Annotated in this window: 9 protein-coding genes and 2 pseudogenes; 4 read left to right on the top strand and 7 right to left on the bottom strand. The window is 64.6% G+C overall.

Going from position 1 to position 6,071, the window contains the following annotated elements; translation table 11 throughout:
- Nucleotides 1-105: 105 nt before the first annotated feature.
- The 4 genes and pseudogenes from B3V69_RS16325 to B3V69_RS16310 all read right to left on the bottom strand — a co-directional run.
- Nucleotides 106-432, bottom strand: a pseudogene (locus B3V69_RS16325) (ferritin-like domain-containing protein); the annotation flags it as partial.
- Nucleotides 433-469: 37 nt separating this feature from the next.
- Entirely contained in the window at nucleotides 470-1,180 is a 711-nt protein-coding gene (locus tag B3V69_RS16320; RefSeq protein ID WP_296448060.1) for an RNA polymerase sigma factor, read from the bottom strand.
- Between the two features lie 102 nt (nucleotides 1,181-1,282).
- Nucleotides 1,283-2,002 (bottom strand): helix-turn-helix transcriptional regulator, encoded by a 720-nt coding sequence (locus B3V69_RS16315; RefSeq protein ID WP_296448059.1) that lies wholly within the window; start codon nucleotides 2,000-2,002, stop codon nucleotides 1,283-1,285.
- A 94-nt stretch (nucleotides 2,003-2,096) separates the two neighbouring features.
- Nucleotides 2,097-2,468 (bottom strand): VOC family protein, encoded by a 372-nt coding sequence (locus B3V69_RS16310; protein WP_296448058.1) that lies wholly within the window; start codon nucleotides 2,466-2,468, stop codon nucleotides 2,097-2,099.
- Between the two features lie 226 nt (nucleotides 2,469-2,694).
- On the opposite strand from B3V69_RS16310, the gene B3V69_RS16305 reads away from it, so the two are divergent.
- Nucleotides 2,695-2,889 (top strand): DUF3330 domain-containing protein, encoded by a 195-nt coding sequence (locus B3V69_RS16305; protein WP_296448057.1) that lies wholly within the window; start codon nucleotides 2,695-2,697, stop codon nucleotides 2,887-2,889.
- Here the strand turns inward: B3V69_RS16305 and B3V69_RS16300 are convergent.
- Nucleotides 2,884-3,303, bottom strand: a complete 420-nt coding sequence (locus tag B3V69_RS16300) for a tautomerase family protein (protein WP_296448056.1) — start codon at nucleotides 3,301-3,303, stop codon at nucleotides 2,884-2,886. The two genes, B3V69_RS16305 and B3V69_RS16300, sit on opposite strands and share 6 nt — an antisense overlap.
- A 2-nt stretch (nucleotides 3,304-3,305) precedes the next feature.
- Nucleotides 3,306-3,473: a hypothetical protein gene (locus B3V69_RS16295; protein ID WP_296448055.1), complete on the bottom strand. Its 168-nt coding sequence runs from the start codon at nucleotides 3,471-3,473 to the stop codon at nucleotides 3,306-3,308.
- A gap of 118 nt (nucleotides 3,474-3,591) precedes the next feature.
- Between B3V69_RS16295 and B3V69_RS16290 the strand changes: the two genes are divergently transcribed.
- From B3V69_RS16290 to B3V69_RS16280, 3 genes are read left to right on the top strand one after another with little or no spacing between them, the layout of a single operon-like run.
- Nucleotides 3,592-4,512, top strand: a complete 921-nt coding sequence (locus tag B3V69_RS16290; RefSeq protein ID WP_296448054.1) for a LysR family transcriptional regulator — start codon at nucleotides 3,592-3,594, stop codon at nucleotides 4,510-4,512.
- A gap of 7 nt (nucleotides 4,513-4,519) precedes the next feature.
- Nucleotides 4,520-5,101, top strand: a complete 582-nt coding sequence (locus B3V69_RS16285) for a phosphatidylglycerophosphatase A family protein (RefSeq protein WP_296448053.1) — start codon at nucleotides 4,520-4,522, stop codon at nucleotides 5,099-5,101.
- Entirely contained in the window at nucleotides 5,098-5,601 is a 504-nt protein-coding gene (locus B3V69_RS16280) for a CinA family protein (RefSeq protein ID WP_296448052.1), read from the top strand. Before B3V69_RS16285 ends, B3V69_RS16280 begins: the two co-directional genes overlap by 4 nt.
- Nucleotides 5,602-5,622: 21 nt before the next feature.
- Here the strand turns inward: B3V69_RS16280 and B3V69_RS16275 are convergent.
- Nucleotides 5,623-6,071, bottom strand: a pseudogene (locus B3V69_RS16275) (twin-arginine translocation pathway signal protein); the annotation flags it as partial.

Below are 6,071 nucleotides of genomic sequence, written 5' to 3'. Positions count from 1 at the left end.
TCTGGGGCAACTCGCATTCATGCTCTCCTCTGGTGGATCAAAGATACCTTACTACTCAGCGAAATTATATAAGTTCTTTCAAGATTGAAACACTACACTAGCGGCTTTGCCGCCCAGCTTTTCCACCGTGCTGGCGAGCAGCGCCACATGCTGTTTGTGGTGGCCCTGAAAAGTCACGGCCAGATCGAGCACGGGCTTGGTCAGCAATTGGCTTTCGGCGCCCAATTGATAGGCCGCGATGGCCTCCAGCTCGGCCCCGATCGCGGTGTTGAGGATTTGAATATCACCGGCCTTGGAGCCGCCCGCCTTGGCGGCCAGCGCGTCGTTACCGGCCAGCAGTGCCACGGCGGCACCCGACAACACCAGGCCGCCGGAGCGGCCCAAAAACAGCCGCCGTGCCACAGCGGGGGAAGGCATTTGAAAGAACGACATGAGCATCTCCAGTTAGAAAAAAATAGGACTTCACCGATCACGAGCGCGAGGATTCGCGCTCGTGGACCATCTTGGCCAACACGCCTTCGACGATCCGGTCGCAGCGCGCGCCGGCAAATGAGAACGCGTCACCGAGAGCCATGTCGATATCACGCGACAGGCCCTCGCGCAAAATGCCGCGGGCCCGAAAAAACCGGGAGCGCACGGTGGCCTCCGGTATGTCCAGCGCCAGCGCAACTTCTTCCACCGTCAGTTCTTCAACGCCCCGGAGCATGAACACGGTGCGAAACGATTCGGGCAAGGTGTCTATGCGGGCTTCAATCTGGGCGCGGACCTGGGTCCGCATGGCCGCGCGGTCTGGCTGCTCGTCGGGGTTGGCTTGCATTTGCATCTCCGGGGTTTCGCCATCGCTGTCCATGGCCGCGTTGAGCGGGACGACCTGGGCGCCGCTGCGGCGCAAGCGTCCGAGCGCTTCGTTCACCACAATGCGCACCAGCCAGGTCGACAGCCGGGCGTCGGCGCGGAAGCTGGCCAGCGCACGCCAGGCGTTCAGATAGGCCTCCTGCACCGCGTCCTGCGTGTCGTCGTCGCTCTTGAGGATGCTGCGTGCCGTGCGAAACAGCAGCCGGTTGTAACGCCGCATGATCTGCGCGAAAGCCAGATCGTTGCCGGCCGCCGCGAGACTGACCAGCTCGGTATCCGAGCTGGCCTCTGATGGCGCGGTAGTCCGTGTTTTTAAGGTGTTCATAGGTGTTCCTGTGCATTAGATGGACAGGCGGTCCGCGGCGTTCCGGATTTTTTCAATTCGCGAAGGTGCGGCGGTCAACCTCCGCGCTCCGCAGCCCGGCAGCTAGCCCTCGGTCGACCACTTCGCCTGAATTTGCGCTGGTGCGACGGCGCGCAGATAGTCGGCCAGGGTTTTGCCGGCCTCGTCGCGAAACTGGCCCGCTGGGCCGTCCAGCAGCCGCACGCGGTCCATGCGGTCGAGGCGGAAACTTCTGAAGTCGTGGCGGGTCTCGCACCAGGCCGCCAGCGTCCAGACCTTGCCCCAGTAAAAACAGCCGAGAGGTCGCAGCGTGCGCTGGCTTAAGCGATCACTGGCATCGCGGTAGTCCAGCCGCAGCTTGCGGCGCGCCTGCACCGCCTCGCGCAGGGTTTGCAGCGTGGTTTGCACGGCAGGCTCAAGGCCGATCGGCGGCGCGTAGATCGCCATGCTCTGCGCCGCCACCCGCGCCGCCGTGGGCAGCACCGAGAGGATTTTGCCCAGCGCCACTTCAGCGGCTTGCGCCAGCGCCGGGTCTTGCCAGACTTGCGCCATGCGCACCGACGCCACCAGCGCGCGCGCCTCGTCATGGCTGAACATCAGTGGCGGCAAGTCAAAGCCCGCGCCCAAGCGGTAACCGACGCCGGCCTCGCCCTCAATCGGCACCCCCTGGTGTTGCAGGTCGGCGATGTCGCGGTAGATGGTGCGCTCGGACACCTCCAGGCGCTGCGCCAGATGCGCCGCCGTGGTCAGACGACGGCCGCGGATCAGCTGGACGATTTGAAACAGGCGGTCGGCGCGGCGCATGGAGTTTTGAGTGTTTTGAGCTGTAGCCCCCATGATACGTGCGCAAGGTGCTATTAAAACAGTAGCTAACTCGGTTGTGAGGCCTGCCCGCCCGTCACGCCAGCGCGTGCAGGCCGACGCGGTTGCCGTCCAGATCGGTGATGTGCGCGAAGAAGCCCATGCCCGGCGGCAGCGCTTGGCGCGGCAGCGCAATGCGGCCACCCGCCACGGTGACGCGCGCCAGCGCCGCATCCAGCGAAGGCGAGGCATCGAGATAAACCAGGGTGCTGCCCGCACCGGGCGCCGGCGCGCTTGGGCCCGCCATGAGCGCCCCACCAACGCCTTCGCCCTCGTAGGGAAACACGGCGCCCTCGGACGGCCCCATCGGCTCGCGGCGCAGGGTGCAGCCCAGCACCGCCTCGTAAAAAGCCTGCGCCTGATTGAGTTGGGTGCTGGGGATTTCGAACCAGCTGATGGCATTTTTCAAGGAAAGCTCCTGAGGGGTTGAAGAAGCCCTGATGCTGCGCCAGGGCTGCTGACAACGGGGTGTCAGGGGGCTTGTGTCGTCATGCGGGTCAGCGGATGGCGGCAACTTCGGTGTTTGGTTTGCGATTGCGCAAGGCGTGTGCCCCTGAATTTCCGCATAGTGAGCCGGAGGATTTCTCGTCCAGGGTGAGCTCAGGATTTTCGGTTTGAATTGAAAGGAGAGCGCCATGACTACCCATGACAAGCCGGTCGACGTGGAGCGCGTCGCATGCGAGATATGCCTGAAGGAAGTGCCCCTGAGCGAAGCGACAGTTCCTGAAGCGACTGACTACTTTGTGCACTTTTGCGGCCTGGCGTGCTATGAGAAGTGGAGGGACCAGCGCGCAAAGCCCGATGACCAAGTCGAAAAATCCGGATCATGAGGGGTTTTTCAGAGGACTGCGTTCGCCTGCCGACTTGCGCGCCGCCTGCGTCTGGCCGCCATAGCCCCAGTCGGTGGCCGGCACCTCCCGCACGATGACGTAGCTGGCCGACTCCAGTGGCCGGCCCGCGCCCAGCTGGGTTTGCAATTCCTCAAACGCAGCGGCAATGAATGCGGCCTTTTCCTGCGTCGTGTTGGTGCCCGCCGTGACGCTGATCTCCAGGAACGCGGTCGGGCCTTGCACATCGCTGGCTCCCACATGCCAGCGGGCGGCGGGCACGTCGTCAATCATCACGGCCGTGACTTCCGGGCGTTTGCCCAGATGCAGAGACGTCAGACGGGTGAGGGCACCCGCCAGCGCCTGGTAGCGTGACGGGTTTTGCAAGGGCGAGATTTTGAGTTGCAGAGTCGGCATGGTCAAACCCCTGAGTGCATGGTTCGATTGGCGCAGGCGGCGCGCCAGAAATCGTCCACGGTTTCGCGGCCGAAATGTCGGATGGCCTTTTGGCGCAGACGGACGGCCTCGGCTTTGGCCAGGTCGTGCAGGTGGGCCTGGGTGGCGGCGTCGGGAAGGTGAGTGAACATGGTGGGCTCCGGGTGGATGGACGATGGTTTGAACTTTATTGAATAAGCCAAAGTCCGGAAACCGCCAATTGATCAAATCGGTTTTGCATTTATTGCAAAACCAAGCCAAAATTCAGCCATGCAACTCCAGCTCGATGACGTCGCCCTGTTCACCCGCATTGCCGAGCTCGGCACCCTGTCGGCCGCCGCCCGCGAGCGCGATGTGCCGGTCAGTCAAGTGACCCGTTCGCTGGCGCGGCTGGAGGCGGCCTGCGGCGTGCGGCTGCTGCATCGCAGCACGCACGGTCTGAGCCTGACCGACGAGGGCGACACCTTTCTGGCCTATGGCCGGCGCCTGCTGGACACCACGGCGGAACTCGGCAGCGAGCTGACCGGCAAGCAGATTGGCCCGAGCGGCTGGGTGCGCATCAGCGTGAGCCCGCTGATAGCCGAATGCGTGGTGGCCCCCAGTCTGTGCGGCCTGTATCAACGCCACCCGCAGCTGCACCTTGACATCAACGCCGCCGACCGCATCGCCGACATGGCGCGGGACGGCATCGACATTGCCATCCGTAGCGGCACACTCCAAAGCGACACCCTGGTGGCGCGCCAGATTGGCGAGCATGGGCGCACCCTGTACGCGGCACCGGCCTATCTGAGCGCGTTTGGCTCGCCCACCCACCCCGATGATTTGCAAGGCCACCGCCTGATCGCCAGCAGCGCCAGCCCGGCCTTGAACCGCTGGACGCTGGGCAACCCGCAGGGTCCGAAGGAGGTACAAATCAAGGGCCACACCCGCACCGACAACAGTGCCTTGCTGCTGAGTCTGGTGCTGCACGGCGTGGGCATCGCGCGCCTGAATGACCTGTACGCCTTGCCACTGGTGCGCGAGGGGCGGCTCATTCCCCTGCTGCAGGACCACTTCACCAGTCCCCCCATACCGATTTACGCCGTGATGCTGCAAGAGCGCCAGCGCCTGCCCAAGATCCGCGCCTGCATCGATTACTGGGCCCAATGGCTGACCGGGCTGACCAGCGCGGTGAGCGCCCCTCCGCGATAATCGCGCCATGCTTCAGAACGAGTTTCCTTTCGAGAATCCGGTCACCGAACGCCCGGTGGTGCCGGGCCCCGTGCGCCCCAGCGCCCGCTTTATGCTGTCGCATCCGGCGCACTTCATCGCCATGGGCTTTGGCTCCGGCCTGAGCCCGCTGGCGCCCGGCACCGCCGGCACGCTGTGGGCCTGGCTGGCGTTCTTGGTGCTGCAGCCCTGGATGAATGACACGCGCTGGGCGATGCTGATTGCCATGTCTTTGCCGGTGGGTTGGTGGGCCTGCACCGTCACCGCCAAACACATGCGTGTACTCGACCCCGGCAGCATTGTGTGGGACGAGATCGCGGCTTTCTGGCTGGTGCTGTGGTTGGTCACACCCGCCGGATTTTTGGGCCAGCTGGTGGCGTTCGCCCTGTTCCGCTTCTTTGATGCCGTCAAGCCCGGCCCCGTGGGCTGGGCCGACGGCTTGTTTCATGACGTCGATACCGCGACCGACCCCGCTGCCTGGCGCAAGGCCGGGTGCGGCATCATGCTGGATGATTTTGTGGCGGCCGCCTGCGCCTTGCTGGTGATTGCCGGATGGAGATTTTTTCAATGACTCAAGTGCTATCAAAACAAGAGCTGTCTACGCCCTATCTATGTGGGCTACTGGCCGATTTACTTATAAATAAAGAACTGAAACTGGTCACGGCGGAGAGCTGCACCGGCGGCCTGATTGCCGCCGCCTGCACCGACCTGGCCGGCTCCAGCAACTGGTTTGAACGCGGCTTCGTCACCTACTCGAACGACGCCAAATCAGAACTGCTGGGCGTCGAGGAGCGGCTGCTGCGCCGTGCCGGCGCCGTTTGCGAAGGCGCGGCGCGGGCCATGGTGGTGGGGGCCTTGGCCCACTCCAAGGCGCAGGTGGCGGTGGCCGTCACCGGCGTGGCCGGCCCGACTGGCGGCAGCCCGGCCAAGCCGGTCGGCACGGTCTGGTTCGGCTTTGCCGTGCCGGGTCAGGTGATCACCGAGAAATGCCATTTCCCGGGCGACCGCGCGGCGGTCCGCGCGTCCACCGTGCAGCATGCCTTGACGCGGCTGGTGGAACTGCTGGGCTGAATCGATCAATGAGCCCGGACGTCAAGCCCGGATGAATTCCTGCAGCCGGCGCCGTGGTGCCGGCTCCACCGCCGGCGCGTAACCGACCCGCGCCCACATCTGCACGGTCTGGCCAGGGTCTGATGCCCCGGCCAGCGCATGGATCTCACGATACGGCCTGGCCTGCTCGGCATATTCCTGCAGGGCTTGCGACAGCGGCTGCATCGACAGGCCCTGGGCCGTTGCCGCCAGCTGCACCCGGACGTAGGCGCGGCCCGCGTTGACTTGCGTCGCGCGCTCATTGCCCTCGGTCACCAGCCAAAGAAACCCGGTCGTGGAGTCGATCTTTTTGCCGAAATCCTTGATCTGGCTGGTGGTGGCGTAGTCATCGGGTGCGGGTGCTTTGCTGCGGTCGAACAGGCCCAGACGATCCAGCAGCACCGGTATCGGGTCGGGTAGGGACAGACCGTCGCGGTGCGCCGCAATCTCGG

It is taken from the genome of Rhodoferax sp. UBA5149, from assembly GCF_002413825.1.
Classification (GTDB): domain Bacteria; phylum Pseudomonadota; class Gammaproteobacteria; order Burkholderiales; family Burkholderiaceae_C; genus Rhodoferax.
The sequence above is the reverse complement of the archived record's forward strand: the minus strand, read 5'-3'. Positions and strand labels throughout refer to the sequence as shown.